Annotated in this window: 22 protein-coding genes; 11 read left to right on the forward strand and 11 right to left on the reverse strand. The window is 68.4% G+C overall.

Annotated features, from left to right (window positions below; genetic code table 11):
* A partial coding sequence (locus ACFSKW_RS12150; RefSeq protein ID WP_379572291.1) for a CGNR zinc finger domain-containing protein occupies nucleotides 1–564 on the reverse strand: 564 nt, incomplete at its 3' end.
* A 464-nt stretch (nucleotides 565–1,028) separates the two neighbouring features.
* Here ACFSKW_RS12150 and ACFSKW_RS12155 point away from each other — a divergent pair.
* From ACFSKW_RS12155 to ACFSKW_RS12170, 4 genes are all read left to right on the forward strand, one after another.
* Complete coding sequence (locus tag ACFSKW_RS12155) at nucleotides 1,029–1,358, forward strand: hypothetical protein (protein WP_379572292.1); 330 nt, start codon at nucleotides 1,029–1,031, stop codon at nucleotides 1,356–1,358.
* 369 nt (nucleotides 1,359–1,727) lie between these two features.
* Nucleotides 1,728–2,084 carry a hypothetical protein gene (locus tag ACFSKW_RS12160; RefSeq protein WP_379572293.1) on the forward strand — a complete coding sequence of 119 codons (357 nt, stop codon included), beginning with the start codon at nucleotides 1,728–1,730 and terminating at the stop codon, nucleotides 2,082–2,084.
* Between the two features lie 117 nt (nucleotides 2,085–2,201).
* Nucleotides 2,202–2,840, forward strand: coding sequence for a helix-turn-helix domain-containing protein (locus tag ACFSKW_RS12165; protein ID WP_379572310.1), 639 nt, complete (start codon nucleotides 2,202–2,204; stop codon nucleotides 2,838–2,840).
* Nucleotides 2,841–2,862: 22 nt separating this feature from the next.
* Nucleotides 2,863–3,243: a hypothetical protein gene (locus ACFSKW_RS12170; RefSeq protein ID WP_379572294.1), complete on the forward strand. Its 381-nt coding sequence runs from the start codon at nucleotides 2,863–2,865 to the stop codon at nucleotides 3,241–3,243.
* Between the two features lie 176 nt (nucleotides 3,244–3,419).
* Here ACFSKW_RS12170 and ACFSKW_RS12175 read toward each other — a convergent pair whose 3' ends face one another.
* Nucleotides 3,420–3,590, reverse strand: coding sequence for a hypothetical protein (locus ACFSKW_RS12175; RefSeq protein ID WP_379572295.1), 171 nt, complete (start codon nucleotides 3,588–3,590; stop codon nucleotides 3,420–3,422).
* On the opposite strand from ACFSKW_RS12175, the gene ACFSKW_RS12180 reads away from it, so the two are divergent.
* The 5 genes from ACFSKW_RS12180 to ACFSKW_RS12200 all read left to right on the forward strand — a co-directional run bounded on the left by ACFSKW_RS12180 (nucleotide 3,589) and on the right by ACFSKW_RS12200 (nucleotide 7,404).
* Nucleotides 3,589–4,539 (forward strand): agmatine deiminase family protein, encoded by a 951-nt coding sequence (locus tag ACFSKW_RS12180; RefSeq protein ID WP_379572296.1) that lies wholly within the window; start codon nucleotides 3,589–3,591, stop codon nucleotides 4,537–4,539. The genes ACFSKW_RS12175 and ACFSKW_RS12180 overlap by 2 nt on opposite strands.
* A 184-nt stretch (nucleotides 4,540–4,723) precedes the next feature.
* A complete protein-coding gene (locus tag ACFSKW_RS12185) occupies nucleotides 4,724–5,374 on the forward strand; it encodes a DUF4436 family protein (RefSeq protein ID WP_379572311.1) in 651 nt (216 codons plus the stop codon).
* Nucleotides 5,364–6,101, forward strand: a complete 738-nt coding sequence (locus tag ACFSKW_RS12190; RefSeq protein WP_379572297.1) for a zinc-binding metallopeptidase family protein — start codon at nucleotides 5,364–5,366, stop codon at nucleotides 6,099–6,101. The genes ACFSKW_RS12185 and ACFSKW_RS12190 overlap by 11 nt, the downstream gene beginning before the upstream one ends.
* A complete protein-coding gene (locus ACFSKW_RS12195; RefSeq protein ID WP_379572298.1) occupies nucleotides 6,053–6,676 on the forward strand; it encodes a zinc-binding metallopeptidase family protein in 624 nt (207 codons plus the stop codon). Before ACFSKW_RS12190 ends, ACFSKW_RS12195 begins: the two co-directional genes overlap by 49 nt.
* A 350-nt stretch (nucleotides 6,677–7,026) precedes the next feature.
* Nucleotides 7,027–7,404, forward strand: a complete 378-nt coding sequence (locus ACFSKW_RS12200) for a hypothetical protein (RefSeq protein WP_379572299.1) — start codon at nucleotides 7,027–7,029, stop codon at nucleotides 7,402–7,404.
* Here the strand turns inward: ACFSKW_RS12200 and ACFSKW_RS12205 are convergent.
* From ACFSKW_RS12205 to ACFSKW_RS12240, 8 genes are all read right to left on the reverse strand, one after another.
* Nucleotides 7,392–9,065 carry an urease subunit alpha gene (locus ACFSKW_RS12205; protein WP_379572300.1) on the reverse strand — a complete coding sequence of 558 codons (1,674 nt, stop codon included), beginning with the start codon at nucleotides 9,063–9,065 and terminating at the stop codon, nucleotides 7,392–7,394. The two genes, ACFSKW_RS12200 and ACFSKW_RS12205, sit on opposite strands and share 13 nt — an antisense overlap.
* Nucleotides 9,062–9,829: an urease subunit gamma gene (locus ACFSKW_RS12210; RefSeq protein WP_379572301.1), complete on the reverse strand. Its 768-nt coding sequence runs from the start codon at nucleotides 9,827–9,829 to the stop codon at nucleotides 9,062–9,064. The genes ACFSKW_RS12205 and ACFSKW_RS12210 overlap by 4 nt, the downstream gene beginning before the upstream one ends.
* A gap of 43 nt (nucleotides 9,830–9,872) precedes the next feature.
* On the reverse strand, nucleotides 9,873–10,712 hold the full coding sequence (locus tag ACFSKW_RS12215) for an ABC transporter ATP-binding protein (protein ID WP_379572302.1): 840 nt from the start codon (nucleotides 10,710–10,712) through the stop codon (nucleotides 9,873–9,875).
* Nucleotides 10,705–11,691, reverse strand: a complete 987-nt coding sequence (locus tag ACFSKW_RS12220; protein ID WP_379572303.1) for an ABC transporter ATP-binding protein — start codon at nucleotides 11,689–11,691, stop codon at nucleotides 10,705–10,707. The genes ACFSKW_RS12215 and ACFSKW_RS12220 overlap by 8 nt, the downstream gene beginning before the upstream one ends.
* Nucleotides 11,688–12,545 (reverse strand): ABC transporter permease, encoded by an 858-nt coding sequence (locus ACFSKW_RS12225; protein WP_379572304.1) that lies wholly within the window; start codon nucleotides 12,543–12,545, stop codon nucleotides 11,688–11,690. The genes ACFSKW_RS12220 and ACFSKW_RS12225 overlap by 4 nt, the downstream gene beginning before the upstream one ends.
* Nucleotides 12,542–13,495, reverse strand: coding sequence for an ABC transporter permease (locus ACFSKW_RS12230; RefSeq protein WP_379572305.1), 954 nt, complete (start codon nucleotides 13,493–13,495; stop codon nucleotides 12,542–12,544). Before ACFSKW_RS12230 ends, ACFSKW_RS12225 begins: the two co-directional genes overlap by 4 nt.
* Nucleotides 13,492–15,120 (reverse strand): ABC transporter substrate-binding protein, encoded by a 1,629-nt coding sequence (locus ACFSKW_RS12235; protein ID WP_379572306.1) that lies wholly within the window; start codon nucleotides 15,118–15,120, stop codon nucleotides 13,492–13,494. The genes ACFSKW_RS12230 and ACFSKW_RS12235 overlap by 4 nt, the downstream gene beginning before the upstream one ends.
* Before the next feature lie 82 nt (nucleotides 15,121–15,202).
* Nucleotides 15,203–16,207, reverse strand: coding sequence for an agmatine deiminase family protein (locus tag ACFSKW_RS12240; RefSeq protein ID WP_379572307.1), 1,005 nt, complete (start codon nucleotides 16,205–16,207; stop codon nucleotides 15,203–15,205).
* Nucleotides 16,208–16,328: 121 nt separating this feature from the next.
* Between ACFSKW_RS12240 and ACFSKW_RS12245 the strand changes: the two genes are divergently transcribed.
* A complete protein-coding gene (locus ACFSKW_RS12245) occupies nucleotides 16,329–16,892 on the forward strand; it encodes a TetR/AcrR family transcriptional regulator (RefSeq protein WP_379572308.1) in 564 nt (187 codons plus the stop codon).
* A 60-nt stretch (nucleotides 16,893–16,952) separates the two neighbouring features.
* Here the strand turns inward: ACFSKW_RS12245 and ACFSKW_RS12250 are convergent, their stop codons facing one another.
* Nucleotides 16,953–17,423, reverse strand: coding sequence for a DUF418 domain-containing protein (locus ACFSKW_RS12250; RefSeq protein ID WP_379572312.1), 471 nt, complete (start codon nucleotides 17,421–17,423; stop codon nucleotides 16,953–16,955).
* 130 nt (nucleotides 17,424–17,553) lie between these two features.
* Here ACFSKW_RS12250 and ACFSKW_RS12255 point away from each other — a divergent pair, with 130 nt between their 5' ends.
* A complete protein-coding gene (locus ACFSKW_RS12255) occupies nucleotides 17,554–17,745 on the forward strand; it encodes a hypothetical protein (RefSeq protein WP_379572309.1) in 192 nt (63 codons plus the stop codon).
* Nucleotides 17,746–17,768 lie beyond the last annotated feature (23 nt).

The raw sequence follows: 17,768 nt of genomic DNA on the forward strand, positions 1-17,768 counted from the left end.
ATCCAAACAGCCGCATAGGCTACGCCCATAAGACGGCTGTCCGGAATCACCGTGGCCCCTCACTCGCCTTGGCGCGGTTCTGGCAGGCCGCAGAACCAGCGGAAGCGTTGCGCGTGGTGTCGAGGAAGGCCCGCTCGCGGCCTCGCAGGACCGGAGTCTCGCTCTCTGACCGACGCCGATCACCATGGCCAGGGCGGTGCCCGCGTCCGCGGTCCAGGCGTCGATCAGGCTCGCATCCGCGCGATGGAAGGCCAGGACGGGGGGCCCGTCCGGATGGCCGTGCAGGTTGGGGACGGCCGCATGCCGTACCAGCAGCTGATTGAGACCTTCGATCATGGACTCGGCGCGTTCCCCCGCGCCGAAGGCGGGTCGCAGCTGGGCTGCGACGGCCGCGAGCGCGTCGGCGCCGGCGGGGGTGAGCGGCTCGCTCCGTGGCAGTCCGGCCGCCGCGAGCGCCTCCTGGATCGCCGCCCGGCGGTCCGGTCCCGCGGTCGGCGGCGTGACCCGCCGCCCGTGTGCCCGGTCGATGGCCAGTTCGTTGACCAGAAGGACGGCGCGCTGCACGTGCCGTTCGACATCGCTCCACCACCCACCGTTTGGGCTGGGGGACGAAACTGGCCTCGGCGGGATTGCGTTCAGCCGAGACGGGCGCGGCGGCCGCCGCAGGGGCGGCGAGCAGGGGCAGGGCGGTACATCCCGCAAAGGTAAGACGAACGATCATGGGCAGATCAGTTCCGCAGAGAAGATCGGAACGGCAGTCACTGTGAGAAGCACGATCTCGGCCGTATGCGGCTTTGCCAGTGTGTTGGGCGTCAGGAGGAGGATGACCGCGCTGACGACATGCTCTGTCAGTAGCGGATTGTGATGGCGACGCCACAGGTGTGATCAGTAGGCCGGGTGGTAGCCGTGTGCAAGAGCTCGTCATGGGCTTCGGCGTTATAAGCGGCCTGTAGCGCGTCAAAACACCTTCGCTACCGCATCGAGCTGCGGTTTGACCCAGCCTCCCCGCGCCGACAAGATCACGTCGTGTGCCTCTTCGCCTGCTCTATCTGCTCACGGTCCGGGTGTTCGGATGGCTGATGTTGCTGGGCCGTCGCCAGGCGTCGAAGGACGTGGAGATCATGGTGTTGCGGCATGAGGTGGCGGTGTTGGGGCGTCAGGTTGGGCGCCCGAAGCCGGACTGGGCCGATCGGGCCGTTCTCGCAGCGTTGGCCCGGTCGCTGCCGGCGGTGCTGCGCGCTCATCGGCTGGTCACTCCGGCGACGTTGCAGGCGTGGCATCGTCGCCTGCTCCGACGCGCATGGATCTACCCGCATCGTGGCGGACGGCCGAGGACGAGCCGGAGACCCGGGACGTGATCGTCCGTCTTGCGCGAGAGGATCCGGCGTGGGGGGAGATCACGCCCAGCGGTATGCCCGTGGCCGACGACGGAGTCTCCGCGAGGTAGGAGATCCACTCCAGGCAGTGGTCGCGGGCCACGGGTCCAGGAGGTGATGTCAGGGTGGTACTGGGTGAGCCAGTCGCCGAAGTTGCGCACCGCCAGCTCCAACTGCGCGGTCGTCGAGGGCGCGTCAGTGAGCCGCCGCGCAGCCGCCCAGCCACCGGCAACGCCGTCTTCCGCGCTGGCGTCGGCCCAACGGTCAGCCAACCGAAACCCAACAGCCGATCCCTAGCCTGATGATCACTCCGTTCGGCCACCACTGGCCGACTTCTCGTGAGGAGATCCGATGAAGATCAGGCACTTCGCGGCCGCCTCTGCCGCCATCGCGGTGGCGCTGGTAACTGCCTCCGCGACTCCGGCCAGCGCCGGGAGTTCCACCTGCTGGCTCAACGGCGACGCCACCTGCACGAGCGGGTCCGTCCCGGCCACCCATGGTTACATCATCGCCAAGCTGGCGGGCGACGTTAAGGGCACTGTGTGGGACACGATCAACAATGTGTCGGTCGGGTCCTTCTCCTGCGACCAGACGACCAAGCCATGCGTGAAGACCATCAGGGGGCTGACCCACCGGTACAAGATCGTCGTCAAGGCTGATTGGGACAACTTCTGGAACAACGGTTGGGGGTCGGTGCAAGACGCATAGCGCTCGGATTCCGATCGTTCGCCCTCCGAGCTAGCGAAGGTGATGATGTCTTCCTGTCGCTCAATCAGGGCGACAGGAGGCAGACGGGTTGCGGCGACGAGGTCGCGGATGCTGGTCATGGGGTGTCCGTTCGGCTGGTCAGGCGTTCGGCTGGCGGGTGAGGGCTTGGCGGGCGAGTTCGGCGCCGCGGTGGGCGACGTCGGGGGTGGGGGCTCGGCGTGGGGTGAGGGGCGCGCGGGCGTCGGGGATGGCCGTGTTGAAGCGTCAGGTCGTCCGGCCGAAGCCGGACTGGGCCGATCGGGCGGTCCTGGCGGCCTTGGCCCGCTTCCTGCCGACGGTGCTGCGAGCACCTCGCCTGGTCACCCCGGGCGCCTTGCTGGCTTGGCATCGTCGTTTGATCAAACGCTGGTGGACGTATCCCAGCGCCCTGGCCGTCCTGGAACGAGCAACGAGGTCCGGGATCTCGTCGTCCGTCTGGCACGCGAGAGCCCGAGGTGGGGGTATCGGCGGGTACACGGTGAGCTGGTTCGCCTGGGGTTCCATGTCGGTGAAGCGACGGTGAGACGGGTCCTGCGCTCGCGCCGATCCGGTCCGGCTTCCCGAAGCTTGGACGCCTCCTGGAGGAGGTTCCTGCGCCTGCGGGCGAGAGGGTTGTTGGCCTGCGATTTCTTCCACGTCGACACGGTCTTCTTGAAACGTCTGTACGTGTTGTTCGTGATGGGGTGGAGACGCGGCGCGTGCACGTCCTGGGTGTGACCACCCATCCAACAATCTGCTCATGAACCTCGGGCAGAGGGCCGGCTCGTTCCGGTTCCTCATCCGTGACCGGGATGCCAAGTTCACCGCCGTCTTCGATGAGATCTTCGCCGGCGAGGGTGTCGTGGTGCTTAAGACTCCGCCGCGGATGCCGCGAGCCAATTGCTATGCCGAACGCTGGGTGCGTACCGTGCGAGCCGAGTGCACCGGCCAGATGCTGATCTACGGCGAACGTCACCGGACGAGTACGCCGAGCACTACAACGAGCATCGAGCGCACCAGTCCCGTCAGCAACGCCCACCCAACGAAGACAACCACGTCGTCGTGCCACTGGAAGGCCGGATTCAGCGCCGAAAGGTGCTCAGCGGAGCGATCAACGAGTATCACCGAGCCGCGTGACTGACCCGATGAAACGCCAGCTCAGACCACATGCACGAGTTTTGAAGCGCTACACGCGCGCGTCCTGGACGAACATCAACACACCTGCACCCAGCTCCTGCTGTCCTCGATGTCCAGATGGGCTAGGCTCATTCCTAACGAAAATTTCAGTCAGGAGGCTGCTGTGCGGATATCACGACGTCAGACACTACAAACGGCGATCTTGGCGGCTTTCGGCGGCGCGTTGAGCGCCTGCGACTCGTCCTCGGCCGGGAGTGGGGCGACGACCGCCGCGATGAAGGACGCACCGGCCGCGAAGGCGGCCAGATGGCTGATGCCCGAAGAGACGCATCCACACCAGATGACCTTCATGTCGTGGCCGACCCAGCTGATCTGGGAGCCCGACACCGCAGGGGTGCGCCGAGACATCGCCGGCATCGCCCGCGCGATCGCCGACTTCGAGCCGGTGGTCCTGCTCGCCAACCCCAAGGACGTCAAGGCCGCCCAGCGCGCCTGCGGCTCCCAGGTCGAGGTCGTCCCGATCCCCGTCGACGACCTGTGGATGCGCGACACCGGCCCCACCTTCGTGCTCGGCGGCAAGAACATCGCAGGAGTCGACTTCAACTTCAACGGCTGGGGCGACAAGCAGGAACACACCCGCGACGCCGGCGTCGCCCGGGAGATCCTGTCCATGGAGAAGGTCACCAGGATCCAGGCGCCGATCGTCGGCGAGGGCGGCTCGATCGAGGTGGATGGCGCGGGCACGCTGATGGCGACGGAGAGCTCGCTGATCAACGACAACCGCAACCCGGGCAAGACCAAGGCCGACATCGAGGCTGTGCTGACGGAGACCGTCGGCGCGACCACCTTCATCTGGGTGAAGGGCGTCAAGGGCAAGGACATCACCGACTACCACATCGACGCGCTGGCCCGCTTCTCCGAGCCCGGTGTCGTGGTGGTCAGTACCCCGCCCAAGGACGCCGCCCAGGACGTCTGGCTCGCCGCCTACGATCAGGCGCGCAAGGTCCTGAACTCGGCCGTTGACGCCCGCGGCAAGCGGCTCGAACTGGTCGACCTGCCGGAACCGGTCGATATCGGCCGCCGGGGCGAGGGCTTCCTGGCCACCTACGTGAACTACTACGTGGTCAACGACGGGGTCATCCTGCCCCGTTTCGGCGACAAGAAGGCCGACAGGGACGCCGTCGCCATCATCCGCGACCTCTACCCCGGCCGCGAGGTCGTCCAGGTGCCCGTCGACACCCTCGGCGAAGGCGGCGGCGGCATCCACTGCGCCACCCAGCAGATGCCCAAGCGGAACTAGACAACCGCTCCGGCCCCGTTGAGCCGCCGCCCGCACGGGGCAGACCACGCTGGGACGGGGGAAGGGATGCCATGAACCGGCGCGTACTGGTGGTGGCGGCCGTCGTGGCCGTTGTCGCGGCGATCGTCGGGGTGTTTGGCTCCAGATCGACGAGCGCCGAACCCTCGGCGTCAGCCACGCCGCCATCAACACCGCCAGGGACCGCATCGACATCAGTGCCTCGATCCAACGCGTGGACCTGACGGCCAGGGAACTCACCCTGCGCCTGCTCGTCGTACCGCGCGGCGACCGTGGCGAGGCCGGCGGCCTGGCCCCAGCCTCCGACCTGACCCTGCTCACCTCTGCATCCGTTCGCGGCGACCTGCGCCTGCCCGCCCACGCCCGCATCTCCAGCGTGGACGTGCCGGTGACACTGGGTGGCAGGACGGTCGCCGACTACCCGTTCGACGCCTACGGGACCGAGATCGAGGTCGTCGCCCAGATGGACGGCGCCGCCGTACCGGTCAACATGACCCTCACCGGCAGCGACCCCCTGTTCACCCAGCTCGTCACGGCTGAGCAGAGCGGCGGCATGGCCTACTTCGACGTGACCGTCGAGCGGACGACCAGCGTGCTGCTGTTCGCGATCTTCTTGATGGCCGCCATGTGGGCACTGGCCAGCGCGGTGGTCACCGCCACCTGGTTCCTCATCTCCCGCCGGCGCGGCCTGGTCTGGCCGGCCCTGGGTTGGATGGCGAGGCACAACGCCGAGGTCGTGCCCGTGGCGTACGGTGAGATCACCAAGAACGGCGGCAGCCTGCACTGCAGCACGATGGAGCTCCGTCGTGATTGGTGAGCGGCAGCATGAGTTCCTGCGCGACTTCGCCTACCTGTCGTCGATCGGCGCGATGCCGAGTGGCGGCGTCGACCGGGAGGCGGCGACCCTCCCAGACGCCATGCAACGGTCGTGGCTTGGCGGCTGGTTGACATCCCGCGGGTTCGACGTGCGGGTAGACGAGATCGGGAACCAATTCGGGCTCGTCGAGCTGGTTCCTGGCGCGCCGTACATCCTCACCGGGTCGCATCTGGACAGCCCGCCGACGGCGGGCCGGTTCGACGGCGCGTACGGGGTCGCCGCGTCCGCTCACGCCGCGGACGCTGTGGCCCGGCTGGCACGCAGCGGGCAGATCACGCCTCGGTACAACCTCGCCGTGGTGAACTGGTTCAACGAGGAGGGGAGCCGGTTCACACCGAGCATGATGGGCAGCTCCGTGTTCACCGGCAAGCCACCGCTGGAGAATGCCTACAGCGTCGAGGACGATCGCGGAATCAGCGTACGCGAGGCGCTGACGCGCATCGGCTCCATCGGCACGCCGCCCGAGCTGCCGCTGGCTGGGTACGCCGAGATCCACATCGAGCAGGGAAAGGAACTCGAGGCCGCCGGCGCCCGCATCGGAGTGGTGACCGGCACGTGGGGGCACGAAGCTTCCTCGTCACCGTGGACGGGGAGCAGGCGCACACAGGACCCACACCCATGGCCGACCGGAGGGACGCCCTCCTGGGCGCAGCCCTGGTCATCGTGAGAGCCAGGGAACTGGCGGGCGAGCCGGCCTTGCACACGACCGTATCGAAGCTCAACGTCCAGCCGAACTCGCCCGTGGTCGTGGCCAGGCAGGTCATCTGCAATCTCGACCTGCGCAGCCCCGATCCCGACGCGCTGGAAACGGGGGAGCGGCTCCTCAGGCAGGCCTCCGCCGGCTTCGAACGTGCCCACGGGGTGTCCATCACGCTCGACCGTACGCATCACTGGGACCGCAACGATTACGCGGGCGACGGCATCGAGCCTGCGGAGGAGGTGTGCGTGGACCTGGGCCTGGCCAGCCATCGCATCCTGACTGTCGTGGGCCACGATTCGACGAACCTCAAGGACGTCACTCCCACGGTGATGCTGTTCGTCCCCAGCCGCGACGGCATCTCACACAACGAATGCGAGTGCACCAGCGACACCGACATGCTTGAACGCCTCCGCACCGAAGTACCGGCAGTTCCGTCTCTCCTCCTCGCCAGGGGTTATGACTCTCCTCGGTGGCGTGCCGATACGGCGGGGCCGCCCGTACCGGCACGAGAGGGGACGGTCAGAGGCGCGCGTGGCTGGTGATGTCGGCGGGCGTGAACGGCTCGCTCGCGGCAGCCGGCATGTCCAGGTCGACGTCGCCACGCCCGTCCGTAACGCTCCAGATCGCCGTGCGCGCGGCTGCGTCCGGGGTCCCCATCGGCAGCAGATAATCGAACCGGCCGGGCCGCAGAAACGCACAGCCCATAGACAGCGGACAGAGCTCGAACTCCTGCTCCTCCTCGAACTGCAGGAGGAGCAGGAGCTACTCATCAACAGAACCACCTGGGGCGAACTGCGCGCTGCGGCCGCCTTCGAGATCGAACTGCGCGGGCCTTTGCGAGAGCGAACCGACAAATGGACCACCTTGCTCTCCGAGGTGAGCGAGCGGGAGCTTGCGCGACGCGTTCGCGCGGGTCGCCGAGCCGGAACGGGTGCTGGTCTTCATCACCGAGGTCGCGGAGATCGCCGCCGTGCGCGGGGAGCGGCCAGGCTTCGGCAGCCACGGCATCACCAACGAGTCGCTCAAGCTGATCTCCGGCTTCCGCGAGCGAGACGAGCGGTTGCCGATGTGCGACCAACACGACCCGCTCGCTGACCCGGGCAATGGCGGCGGCTTCGCCGGTGTAGGTCTGGGCGGTCTCGTAAACACCCGGGATCGGCGGCGAGAAACCTGGGGTTCAAGCCCCGCCAGGCCGTGCTCGCCGACGAGGCGGATCGCAGCCTCCAGGATCAGTGTCCGGTTCTCCGACATGGCCGTTCACAGGAAGTAGAGCCGGTTGAGGCTGACACTCTGGGCGGGCGGGGAAGAGATAGGCTCCTCGTCGAGGGTGACCCTGCCGGTAGAGACATCCACCTGTACCTGTCCCGTACGGTTGTTGTGGACCATCGCCGAGGACCCGATGCCGCGCGTGTTGCGAACGCCCACCCGGCGGCGGCGGGTGGGCATGAGGTCGGATGCGGCCGCAGCAGCCTGGCTGACGAAGGCCACCGACAGGTCGGCGGCGGTGGCCCCGTGGGCGCCGAACTGCGGGCCGAGCACGAGCGGCTCGCACGCGTCGGTGGAGGCGTTGGGGTCGCCGGTCACACCGAAGGCGGGAAACCCGGCCTTGAGGACGAGCTGCGGCTTGGCCCCGAAGTACTGCGGGCGCCATAGCACGATGTCGGCCAGCTTGCCGACGGTGATCGAGCCGATCTCGTGGGCGAGGCCGTGGGCGATCGCCGGGTTGATGGTGAGCTTGGCGATATAGCGGAGAATCCGGTCGTTGTCATCGGTGCCCTCGGCCCCCAGCTCGGTCTTCATCTTCGCGGCCATCGCGAGAGTCCGGCGGACGGTTTCCCCCGCCCGGCCCATGCCCTGGGCGTCAGAGGAGGTGATGGGGATGACACCAAGGTCGTGCAGGACGTCTTCGGCGCCCATCGTGCCGGCCCGGATCCGGTCACGGGCGATGCTCGCGTCACCAGGTAGGTCGGTTTTGAGACCGTGCGCGGAGACGATCATCCCGAAATGCTCGCCGAGGGCGTCGCGGCCGAACGGCAGGGTGGGGTTGGTGGAGGAGCCGATCACGTTGGGCACGCCGGCCATCCGCATGACGTTGGGGACGTGACCACCACCGCACCCTTCGATGTGAAAGGCGTGGATCGTCCGCCCGTCCAGGACGGCGAGAGTGTCGCTCACCGACAGGCACTCGTTGAGCCCGTCAGAGTGCAACGCGACCTGAACGTCGTATTCTTCGGCGACCCGCAGGGCGGTGTCCAGGGCGCGGGTGTGTGCGCCCATGTCCTCATGCACCTTGAACCCTGAGGCGCCGCCCTCGGCCAGCGCCTCGACCAGCGGCGCGGGGTCGGAGGAGGAGCCACGGGCGAGGAAGCCGATGTTGACCGGCCAGGCGTCGAAGGCGTTGAAGGCGTGCCGCAGCGCCCACGGCGAATTGACGCCGACCCCCCAGACCGGGCCGAACTCCTGGCCGATGATGGTGGTCACGCCGGAAGCGAGGGACGCCTGCATGATCCGGGGGGAGAGCAGGTGGACGTGGGTGTCGACGGCGCCGGCCGTGGCGATCATCCCTTCTCCTGAGACGATCGTGGTGCCGGTGCCGACGACGATGTCGACTCCGTCGAGCGTGTCGGGATTGCCTGCCCGGCCGATGGCGCAGATCCGCCCGGCCCGGATTCCGATGGAGGTCTTGCGGATCCCGAGCAGGGCATCGATCACCAGGACGTTGCTGATGACCAGGTCGCAGGTGTCGCGTACGGCGGCGGCCTTGAGATGCATGCCGTCTCTGGCCGTCTTGCCGAAGCCCGCAAGGAACTCCTCTCCTGGTCGCTGCGCGTCATGCTCCACCCGGGCGACCAGGCCGGTGTCGCCCAGCCGTACCAGGTCGCCGGTGGTCGGCCCGTGTACCGCCGCGTACTCGAAGGCGTCCAGCGTCATGATGCGATCTCCCTGTCGCTGCGCGGGGTTCCGGGACGGGTTTCTTCACCGGAAGCGGAGTGGGTGTGGGATCCGGTGTCTGAGGGCAGGTCGAGGTAACCGCAGGCACGGGCCCGCCGCAGCGCCTCCTCGCGAGCTCCCGGGGCGTCGAGCGGGCCGTCGACCAGCCCGGCGAATCCCACGGCCACCCGCGCGCCGCCTATAGGTGTCAGCTGGACGGCGACAGTGGCCCCCGGGTCGAAGCGCAGCGTGGACCCGGCCGGGATCGCCGCCCGCCTCCCATAAGCCTCCGCTCTGTCGAAGCGCAGCCTCGGGTTGACCTCGAAGAAGTGGAAGTGGGAGGTGACGCTGATCGGCACCTCGGCGGTGTTGGTGACCTCGACGGTCGCCACCGGCTTGGCCACGGTGGATTGTCCGCCGCCTGCGACGATCGCCCCGGGCGCGAGCGTGCCGAGCGAGCCGGAGCCGATCGGGTCGGTCACCACGGCCAGCCTGGTCCCGTCCTCGAACACCGCCTCCACCTGGATCTCGGCGACGATGTCGGCCACGCCAGGCAGCACGTCGTCCGCTTCGAGGACCGCCCGTCCTGCGGCGATCGCCTCTGCCAGTCGCGCACCGTCCCTGGCGGCCTCGCACACGGTGTCGGCGATCAGCGCGGTCGCCTCGGGGACATTGAGCCGCAATCCGCGTGCTCGCCGGGTCCGGGCCAGTTCCGCGGCGGTGAACAGGAGCAGCCGGTCCTGCTCGGTAGGGGTGAGACGCATGAGCTCTTCCTGGAGTCGGGTGTGAGGTACGTCGCCGCGCGTTTCAGGCGAGGGCGCGGCGATCGGCGGCTACCTGGTCCGGGTCCCAGCCAGGGTGGGGCACCGAGTCCAGCAACAGCCGGGTGTAGGGGTGCTCGGGTGTGGCGAGGACTTGGTCGGTGGGGCCGCGTTCGATGATGGCGCCGCGCCACATGACGACCACGTCGTCGGTGACGCAGCGGACCACGCCCAGGTCGTGGGTGATGAACAGGTAGCTGATGCCGGTCTGCTCGCGGATGTCGCCCAGCAGGTTGAGGATCTGGGCCTGTACCGAGACGTCGAGCGCCGCGACTGCCTCGTCGAGCACGAGTACGGCGGGTTCCACAGCCAGGGCGCGGGCGATGGCCACCCGCTGCCGCTGGCCGCCCGACAGTTCGCGGGGCAGTGCCGCGGCCGTCCTCTCGCCGAGGCCCACCTGGTCGAGGAGTTCGATGACGCGGCCGTCGCAGTCGTCGCGGGGGAAGTGCAGCTTGAGGGTCTCGCGCAGCGCGGCACCCACGGTGATCCTCGGGTCCAGAGATAGGAAAGGGTCCTGGAAGACCATCTGCACCTCCCGGGCCCGCCTCAGCCGCGCGACGCGGCCGTGCTGCCTCCCCACCGCGCGGTCGTGGCCGGCCACCATCACCTGCCCGGCGTCGGCGTACTCCAGTCCGACGATGATCCGGGCGGTGGTGGTCTTGCCCGACCCGGACTCCCCGACGATGCCCAGCGAGCGGCCCTGGTTCAGGGCGAACGAGACGTCCTCCACGGCGCGTACCGTCCCATATGCCTTGCGCAGCCCGCTCACCCGTAGGATGGGTTCGGCACGCGGCGAGCCACCGGCCTTCAGCGGCGCTTCATCCATCGCAGCGGTCTCCTTCCAGCAGGGCGCTCAGGACGAGTTCCCCGGCCCGGTGACAGGCGACGCCCTCTTCCGGCTCGGGTCGCTCGGCGCGGCAGCGGTCGATCACATACGGGCACCTGGCGGCGAATGGGCAGCCCGTCAGCTCGGTGTGGAGGTCGGGCGGTTGGCCGGAGATGGCGGCAAGCCGGGCGCTGGGCGCCTCCAGCCTCGGCGTGGAGGCCAGGAGCGCGGCCGTGTAGGGATGGCGGGGCGCGCCGAACAGCGAGTCGGCTGGGCCGTGCTCGACAATTCTCCCCGCGTACATGACGAACACCCGATCGCTGATCGCGGCGGCCAGCCCGAGATCGTGGGTGACGAAGAGCACCCCGGTCCCGAATCGCCTCCGTATCCTTGCGAGCAGCGCCACTATCTCGGCCTGCGTGGTGACGTCCAGCGCGGTGGTCGGCTCGTCGCACAACAACAGTCGCGGATCGCTCATCAGCGCTGAGGCGATCACGATCCGTTGGAGCATGCCGCCGGACAGCTCATGGGGGTACTGGAGCAGGACCCTGTCGGTGAGCCCGACGGCCGCGAGCAGCTCCCGCGCCCGCGCCGTCGCCAGCTCGTCGGCGACCGCGCGGTTGGTGCGGGTGCTCTCGGTGAGGAAGTCCCCGATCCGCCGCAGCGGGTTGATGGCCGCCCGCGGGTCCTGGAAGACCATAGAGGCTGTGCCGGCCCGCAGGTCTCGCAGCCGGGTGGTCGTCATCGTCAGCACGTCCTCGCCGGCGATCCGTATCGATCCTCGCACGGTGGCCTGGCGGGGCAGCAGCCTCAGCGCCGCCCGTAGCGTGAGTGACTTGCCTGAGCCTGACTCACCGACGAGCGCGACGATCTCGGCGGCGCCGACGGTGAGGTCGACACCGTTCAGGACCGGGCGGGCGGTGCGCGGCAGATGCAGGGCGAGCCCTTCGATCTCCAGTACGTTCGTTTCCACGCTCATCGCTCCCTCCTGGCAACCCGGTCGGCCCAGTGCTCGCCGACGACGTTGAAAGCGACGACCGTCAAGACGATCGCGGCGCAGGGAAGCATGGCCGAGAGCGGTTTGCCTTGCAGGAGGGCAGTCTGCCCGGCATTGATCATCGACCCCCAGTCCGGCGTCAGCGGTGCGACGCCCAAACCGAGGTAGGACAGCGCCGCCAGATCGAGCAGCGCGTACCCGAAATTGACCGTGGACTGTGCCAGGACGACAGGTGCGATGTTGGGGATCAGATGCCGCACGCATACCGACAGGCCGGAGAACCCCTGAACCCGGTAGGCCGCCAGGTAGGGGCGCTGGCGTTCGCTGATGGTGAGGCTGCGGGCCAGCCTGCTGACGAAGGGCAGGCATGCCAGCGACAGTGCGATGACGGGGGCGATGAGGCCGTCGCCGTAAAGGGCGACGAACAGGATCGCCAGCAACAGCCCCGGGAAGGCCAGCAGCAGTTCGCTGCCGCGTGACAGGACGGTGTCGATCCATCCACCGCGCCAACCGGCGGTCACCCCGACGGCGACGCCGAGAAGGGTGGAGAAGGCCACGACTCCCAGGGGGCCGAGTAGTGAGGTACGCGCTCCCAGGAGCAGCCGGGACAGGGTGTCGCGGCCAGAGCCGTCCACGCCGAGCAGATGGCCGGGCGACGGGTCGGTCAGCGCGGCGCCCAGGTCGGTGGCGTTGGGATCTGCGGGCGCCAGCCACGGGGCGGCCAGCGCGATGACGACCACCAGGCCGGCGAATCCCAGGCAGGTCAGGTACAGCCAGTTCCGCCGGGTCCGAAGGTGTTTGAGCCCGGGGCGGCGGATGAGCGCGGTCGCCGTCATCGCGAACTCCCCGTGCTGAGTCCGACCCGCGGGTCGATCAACGGATACAGGAGGTCGACGACCAGGTTGATCAAGGCGAACAGGGCCACGATGAGCAGGCAGACGGCCTGAACGACAGGGAAGTCCTTGACCGACACCGAGCGGGCCAGGAGCTCTCCCAGCCCGCCCAGGCCGAACGCCGATTCCACCAGCACGGTGCTGATCACCAGTCCGGAGATGGTCAAGCCGCTCATGGTGGTGATCGGGCCGAGCGCGTTGCGCAGGACGTGCCGGAGGATCACCGTCCGTTCGGGGATGCCGCGACTGCGTGCCACCTCTACGTGCTCCCTTCCGAGCTGATCAAGCATCGATGTCCTTGTCACCCGGGTCAGGACGCCGATCCAGTAGAGGGACAACGCGACGGATGGCAGGACCAGGTGGTAGATCATGTCTCCCAGGCCGTGGCCGCTGCCGATCGTCGGGAACCAGCCGAGCCTCACCGAGAACAGCCACAGCAGCACGATCGCCGCCACGAACGATGGAGTCCCCAGCGCCACGGTGGTGGCGACCAGGATGGCCGAGTCGGCGCCGCCGCCCCGCACCGCGCTGACCCAGCCGAGGCCTACGCCGACCACCACGACGAGTACGGCTGCCATCGCGATCAGCAGCAGGGTGCTGGGCAGCCTCGCCTCGATCAGGCCGAGCACCGGGCTGCGGTACTGCACCGACTGGCCGAGATCGCCGGCGACCATCCGCCCCAGCCACGTGCCGTACTGGATGAGGAACGGGTCGTCCAGGTGGTACTGGGCGCGGATCGCCGCCAGCGCCTCGGGGTTGGCCGCGCGGCCGCCGAGCAGGAAGGTCTCCGGCCTGCCGGGAGCCAGGTAGACCGCGCCGAACACCAGGAACGAGGCGGCCACCAGGGTGGCGGCCAGCCCCGCCAGCCGTCGCATCAGAAAACCGGCGATCATCCTGCCGCACCCACGTCTGCCGCCCACGGGTAGTACATGTAGGAGATGCTGGTCGGCGCGCCGGTGATCCTGTTGTTGAGGAACATGGTGGTGGGCCACTCGGCGACCGGTATCCACAGGGCCTGGTCCGTCTCCAGCTTCTGCAGCTGCGCGGTCAGCACCGCCCGCTTGGCCGGGTCGTATTCGGCGAGGGCCTGATCGACGAGCTTGTCATAGGCCGGGTCGCTGAATCCGGTGTAGTTCTCGAAGTCACCGGTGCGGAAGAGCGAGTAGTTCGCCAGCGGGTCGGTGACGGACAGGTAGTAGGTGTTGGGGAACAGGTCCACGGCCTCTCGCGCCTTTGGGTCGGAGAACAGGGCGGTGTAGGCGTCGGGCGCGATCGTCTTGAGTTCCACGTTCAGGCCGATCTCGGTGCCCGCCGCCTGTACGGCCGTGGCCAGCAGCGACACGTCCGGCCCGATCGGGCTGGTCGCCACGACCACCTTCTTACCGGTGGCGCCGGCCTGCTGGACCAATTGCTTGGCCTGCGCGAGATCCCGGGTGGCCGGCGCCAGACCGTTGTACGCGGCGTCGACCGTCGCCTTGGGAACCCCCTGCCAGGCATCGCGTGAGGCCGGTGCGGCGGAGACAGAGCCGAGGCCGCCGAGGCCCGTCTTGAGGAAGCCCTGGCGGTCGAGAGCCAGCATGAGCGCTTTGCGGACCCGGACGTCCCCCACGGCGCCCTTGAGGTTGGTCACGCCCAGGTTGACCGTCGTCAGGCTCTTGCCGAAGTACAGCTTGCCCTTGCCGCTGGACTCCAGCCGAGCGTAGCTGTCGGGCGTGATCAGGTAGCCGCCATCGGTTTCCCCGGTGACCATGGCGGTGGTCCGGGCGGCGACGTCGGGGATGAAGCGGAAGGTCACCTTGCCGGCCTTGGCCCGCTTCCCCCAGTAGCCGTCGAAGCGGTCCACGTCTATCGACTGGCCCTTGGTCCAGGTGCCGAGCTTGAACGGGCCAGTGCAGTCCAGCCCGCCGTCGGCGGTGCCGAACTTCTTGCCCATCGCTTTGGCGGCCTTGGCGCTCACCACGGTGCCGGCCGAAGTCGCCATCCACTGCGGGAACAGTGCGTCGGGGCGCTTCAGCTTGACGGTGACCTGCATCGCACCGGTCTTGGTGACCGAGTCGACGTTGCCGACTGCCTTGTTCCAGTACGACCCCAAGGCAGGATCGAGATGCCGGCGGATGCTGTAGACGACATCGTCGGCGGTCATCTCACCGCCTCCGTGGAACTTCACGCCCGGCCGGATGGTGTAGACGAAGGTCTGCGGATCAGGGTTTTCCATCTGTGTGGCGAGGCCCGGTTCCATGGTGAGCTGCGGAGTCCACCGCGTCAGGCTCTCGCAGACGTTCGACAGGATCATGTTCTGCGGGTAGTCGAAGGCGTAGATGTAGTCCAGGCCAGGAGGCTCGGCGTACAGCCCCCAGGTGAACGACGCGATGTCCCCCTTGGGCAGCGGGGTGCTCGCCGACAGCGTGTAGGCCCCACCGCCAGGGGTGCTGGTCGCCGTGGTGCCGCTGCACGCAGCGAGGAGGAGTGAAAGAGCGGCGGCTGCCGCCACGTAGTGCGGCTTCGAAGGTCTGCGCACGGAGGGCTCCCTAGGTAGTGGATCAGTGGAGACGGTCGACGAGCTCACCCCCGCGCGCTCATCCGCCGGCCGGTCGGTGCCGTCACGGGCGAGGCGCGGGGATCTGCTGGGTGATGCAGTGCACACCCCCGCCGCCGAAGGCGACGGCACGTGCACGCACCCCGACGACCTTGTGATCAGGGAAGGCGTCGGCGATGACCGCCAGGGCACCGTCATCCGCCGGAACACCGGCGACCGGCACGACCACACCACCGTTAGCGATGTAGAAGTTCAGATAGCTGACCTCGGTCTCCGCGCCGTCGACCGTCACGAAAGCGCTGTGCGGAATCTCGACGATCTTCAACCTGCGGCCCCGGGCGTCGGTTGCGGCCTCCAGCACCGCCCGGTTGGCACGCATCCGAGCGTGGTCGGGGTGCGCCGGGTCCGAGGGAAGCGAAATGATCACCGTGCCCGGCGCCGTGAAGGCGCAGACCCCGTCCACGTGACCGTCGGTCTCGGTATCCAGCAGACCGCCGTAGGGCAGCCAGATGATCTTCTCGACGCCGAGCAGGCCACGGAGCTCGGCCTCCATCTCGTGGCGGTTCAGGTGCGGATTGCGGTTGGCGTTGAGCAGGCACTGTTCGGTGGTGATCAGGGTGCCCTCGCCGTCGACGGTGATCGCGCCACCCTCCAGCACCATCTCCGAGCGGACGGCCTCGACACCGAGCCGGTCAAGGATCAGCGAGGCGACCCTGTCATCGGAGTCGTAGGGCGTGTGCTTCTCACCCCAGGCGTTGAACCGGAAATCCACCCCGACCCGGTCACCATTGCCGGTCAGAGTGAAGATCGGTCCCGAGTCGCGCAGCCATGAGTCGTCGATCGGCAGCCCGATCACCTCGACGCTCCCGCCGCAGGCGGCGCGGGCATCCTCGACCTGGTCCGGTCTGGCCACCATGGTGACCGGTTCGAAGGCCGCGATCGCCCGAGCCGTCGCGGCGTACTCGGCCCTGGCCTCGGCGAGCACGTCCCCCCACAGATCCTGGCGGGTCGGCCACGCCATCAGGCAACCCTCATGCGCATCCCACTCGGCCGGCATTCGCGTCCGCATGGCAATCCCTTCTGCTGGCTGAAATTTCAGTCAGCGCTATAGTCGTGCTGACTGAAAGTTTGGTCAATACTCGCAAGGCAAATTCCCAGTCACGTGAGGCGATGTGTCAGATCGTCAGGTATTGATCCTTGAGGCCGCGATCCGGGTCATTGCCCGCCGCGGTGTGCGCGGGCTCCGCGTCGAGGAGCTTTCCGCAGAAGCAGGAGTCTCGACCGCGCTGATCTACTACCACTTCGGAGACCGCGCCGGGCTGCTGCGCCGAACCTTGGAGTTCGTCAACGATCGCGCCCGCCGTTACACCGACGATTCCTCCAAGGGCGAGCCGCGTGCAGCCCTGGAGCACGCGCTGATGCTCGAGCTGCAGGACGTACCCCCCGGGCGAGAGAACAGCATCGCCTGGGGCGAGCTGCGAGCCAGCGCCATCTTCGAGCCCGACCTGCAGGAGCAGATGCGCACGTCGACCCGGCAGTGGATCAACGACATCGCCGAACTGGTGGAGCGCACGCAGTCGGGTCCGGTGACCGCCGTTGACCTGGACCCTATGGACACCACCGAACGCCTCACCGCCCTGGTTGAGGGACTCAGCGAGCGATGGCTCAGCGGTTCGATCACCTTGGAGCGAGCCCGCGACCTGCTCCGTGGCGCGATCGCCGCCGAGCTCGGCGAAGCCCTGAGGACGAGTTAGTCGGCGCCTGTGAGCCGTACCCGCTAGCAGAATTGACGGACTCTTTCATCAAGAACTCGATCAGGCGAGGGCGCCATGGGCGAGCTGAGTTCGCCGGCCGAGTGAGGGTTGCCTGATGGTGTGGCCGACCCGCCAGGGCTGCGCGGGCCCCAGGCCCTTCCCCCCGCCCGGGGCCCGCGCGGCACCACCCGTGTCACCGCACGTTCTCAGGGCGCGCAGGCCGTACTCGATGGGGCAATAGCGGTGGCGCCGCAGCCACCACGCGCTCAGCGCCGCCAGCACCACGTAGATCGCCACGGCCACGCCCATCACCGCGATCGGCGCGAGCCTGCCGCCCAGCGCCAGGCCGTACCCAGTGAAGAGCAGGCACGTCAGCACCGACTGGCCGATGTGGTTGGACGCCGCCAGCCGACCGGGGTGGGACAGGACAGCGCCCACCGCGGGGAAGCGCCTGACCCGCTGGAGCAGCGTGACCACGTAGGCGTCCGACAGGAGCGGCGAGGCCAGGCCGTTTACCGCGAGGCCGACCAGCTGTCAGGCGTCCGAAGCGCTGTTCGACCAAGTGAAAATGACCGGGGCGGGCAGGCCGGCGCCGAAGCCCAGCAGCCGGCCAGGGGAGGCGGGAGACCCGGGCACCGCCGGGCCGGTTCCCGGGTTCTAGATGGGGAGGTCAGAGGGCGGCGAAGAAGGCTCGGGCGTCCTCGACGAACGCCTCGTGCTGCTCCAGCGGCCGAAATTTCCCGCCCGCTCCAGCTCGGTCACCGCGTCACCGGGGGCGTCCCGCTCGGCGAATCTACTGATCGTGATGTCGGTGAGGATGCCCGCGCCGCCTGCGGCGGGAGCGTCGAGGTGATCGGGCTGCCGATCGACGACTCA

Origin of the sequence: Nonomuraea mangrovi, from assembly GCF_042681425.1 — a bacterium.
In the GTDB taxonomy this organism is placed as follows: Bacteria; Actinomycetota; Actinomycetes; order Streptosporangiales; family Streptosporangiaceae; genus Nonomuraea; species Nonomuraea mangrovi.

What these genes read in the sequence shown, in the direction of transcription:
- ACFSKW_RS12205 (WP_379572300.1), bottom strand. Translation starts at nt 9,065, where the DNA reads ATGACGCTGGACGCCTTCGAGTACGCGGCGGTACACGGGCCGACCACC.
- ACFSKW_RS12225 (WP_379572304.1), bottom strand. Translation starts at nt 12,545, where the DNA reads ATGACGGCGACCGCGCTCATCCGCCGCCCCGGGCTCAAACACCTTCGG.
- ACFSKW_RS12160 (WP_379572293.1), top strand. Translation starts at nt 1,728, where the DNA reads ATGAAGATCAGGCACTTCGCGGCCGCCTCTGCCGCCATCGCGGTGGCG.
- ACFSKW_RS12240 (WP_379572307.1), bottom strand. Translation starts at nt 16,207, where the DNA reads ATGCGGACGCGAATGCCGGCCGAGTGGGATGCGCATGAGGGTTGCCTG.
- ACFSKW_RS12170 (WP_379572294.1), top strand. Translation starts at nt 2,863, where the DNA reads ATGAACCTCGGGCAGAGGGCCGGCTCGTTCCGGTTCCTCATCCGTGAC.
- ACFSKW_RS12220 (WP_379572303.1), bottom strand. Translation starts at nt 11,691, where the DNA reads ATGAGCGTGGAAACGAACGTACTGGAGATCGAAGGGCTCGCCCTGCAT.
- ACFSKW_RS12165 (WP_379572310.1), top strand. Translation starts at nt 2,202, where the DNA reads ATGGGGTGTCCGTTCGGCTGGTCAGGCGTTCGGCTGGCGGGTGAGGGC.
- ACFSKW_RS12215 (WP_379572302.1), bottom strand. Translation starts at nt 10,712, where the DNA reads ATGGATGAAGCGCCGCTGAAGGCCGGTGGCTCGCCGCGTGCCGAACCC.
- ACFSKW_RS12210 (WP_379572301.1), bottom strand. Translation starts at nt 9,829, where the DNA reads ATGCGTCTCACCCCTACCGAGCAGGACCGGCTGCTCCTGTTCACCGCC.
- ACFSKW_RS12230 (WP_379572305.1), bottom strand. Translation starts at nt 13,495, where the DNA reads ATGATCGCCGGTTTTCTGATGCGACGGCTGGCGGGGCTGGCCGCCACC.
- ACFSKW_RS12175 (WP_379572295.1), bottom strand. Translation starts at nt 3,590, where the DNA reads ATGAAGGTCATCTGGTGTGGATGCGTCTCTTCGGGCATCAGCCATCTG.
- ACFSKW_RS12195 (WP_379572298.1), top strand. Translation starts at nt 6,053, where the DNA reads ATGGCCGACCGGAGGGACGCCCTCCTGGGCGCAGCCCTGGTCATCGTG.
- ACFSKW_RS12180 (WP_379572296.1), top strand. Translation starts at nt 3,589, where the DNA reads ATGTCGTGGCCGACCCAGCTGATCTGGGAGCCCGACACCGCAGGGGTG.
- ACFSKW_RS12255 (WP_379572309.1), top strand. Translation starts at nt 17,554, where the DNA reads ATGGGGAGGTCAGAGGGCGGCGAAGAAGGCTCGGGCGTCCTCGACGAA.